The organism is Endozoicomonas sp. ONNA2 (assembly GCF_024606365.1).
Lineage (GTDB): Bacteria > Pseudomonadota > Gammaproteobacteria > Pseudomonadales > Endozoicomonadaceae > Endozoicomonas.
In genome coordinates, this window is sequence record NZ_JAHHPO010000392.1 from 1 (window position 1) to 1,200 (window position 1,200).

Genomic DNA, 1,200 nt, shown 5'->3' on the forward strand with positions numbered 1-1,200 from the left:
GGAAGGTTCTTGGAGCGATCTAAGAACCCTCGCCCGATAGGGCGGGGAGTGTCAGTGTGTGGTTCCACTGCTTTTTTCGTACTTCTGCCAATCGATTCAGATAGGCAACCCAAACCTCGGCAGGGACAACCCCTTATACACCCCCATCAACCTGAGCAGTAGAACCACAGCAGCCGCGATAATGGACGTGTGGTTTATGTTATCAAGCAATGGTGCCAGCAAGATAAACACCGCACCGCCTGCCATAGCCGCCGATGCATAGATCTCCTTTCTCAGTACCATGGGAATCTCCCCGGCCAGCATATCCCGGATGGCACCACCACCACAGCCAGTCAAAACCCCCATCATGACCGCCACCATTGGCTCCACACCAAATGACAGGGACTTGGTCACGCCAATAACCACAAAGACCGCCAGCCCCAGGGCATCAGAGACCTGAAGAATCCACTTGCTGCGCTTATGCCACTGGCGAACCACAATGGCAAACAGCGTCGCAGCAAGAATAACCAGCAGGTAGAGGGTATCTTTTATCCAGAATACGGGTGTAGAGGTGAGTAAAACGTCCCTTATCGTGCCGCCCCCAACGGCGGTAACAAAGGCAAGCACCATTGCGCCAAACAGATCCATGTCTTTGCGGCAGGCGAGCCAGACACCACTGATGGCAAATACGGCAGTACCAAAAAGGTCGAGAATATAGAGCAGCATTGACGAATCTACGGAAAAATGTCTAAGAATTATAGATTATAAATTCGTCTTCCACGGCCAGATATAGTCATATACCGGCATTCTTTCCATATACATTCTGGCTGCTAGTCTTCTTTCAGCTGACGAGGAAACCGCCATGAATAAACCCGATATCCACAGCGGCAGGCTGTCCGCAGACGAGTACCGGCGCAACTTTGCCGACATCAAGCCTCCCCTCACCGATTACCAGGCCCAGATTGCAGCCAGCCGCTGCCTATACTGCGAAGCGGCACCCTGTATCCAGGCCTGCCCCACTGGCATCAATATTCCCTCCTTTATCAACCGTATCGCCACTGACAATATCGACGGTGCCGCACAGGCCATTCTCGATGCCAATATTCTCGGGGGAAGCTGTGCCCGGGTCTGTCCAACCGAGGTTCTGTGCGAACAGGCCTGTGTCAGAAATCGTGAGCCAGAGTGTCTTCCAGTGAAAATCGGTCTGCTGCAGCGTTACGC

Annotated in this window: 1 protein-coding gene and 1 pseudogene; one reads left to right on the plus strand and one right to left on the minus strand. The window is 53.2% G+C overall.

The features are described from left to right. Positions 1 to 96: 96 nt before the first annotated feature. The gene (locus KDK14_RS07150) at positions 97 to 705 is read right to left on the minus strand and encodes a trimeric intracellular cation channel family protein (protein ID WP_257264363.1); all 609 of its coding nucleotides are present in this window, start codon (positions 703 to 705) and stop codon (positions 97 to 99) included. 136 nt (positions 706 to 841) lie between these two features. Here KDK14_RS07150 and KDK14_RS07155 point away from each other — a divergent pair. Next, positions 842 to 1,200 (plus strand): annotated as a pseudogene (locus KDK14_RS07155) (dihydropyrimidine dehydrogenase); the annotation flags it as partial.

Coding starts and splice junctions, on each gene's coding strand:
- KDK14_RS07150 (WP_257264363.1), bottom strand. CDS start 705: ATGCTGCTCTATATTCTCGACCTTTTTGGTACTGCCGTATTTGCCATC.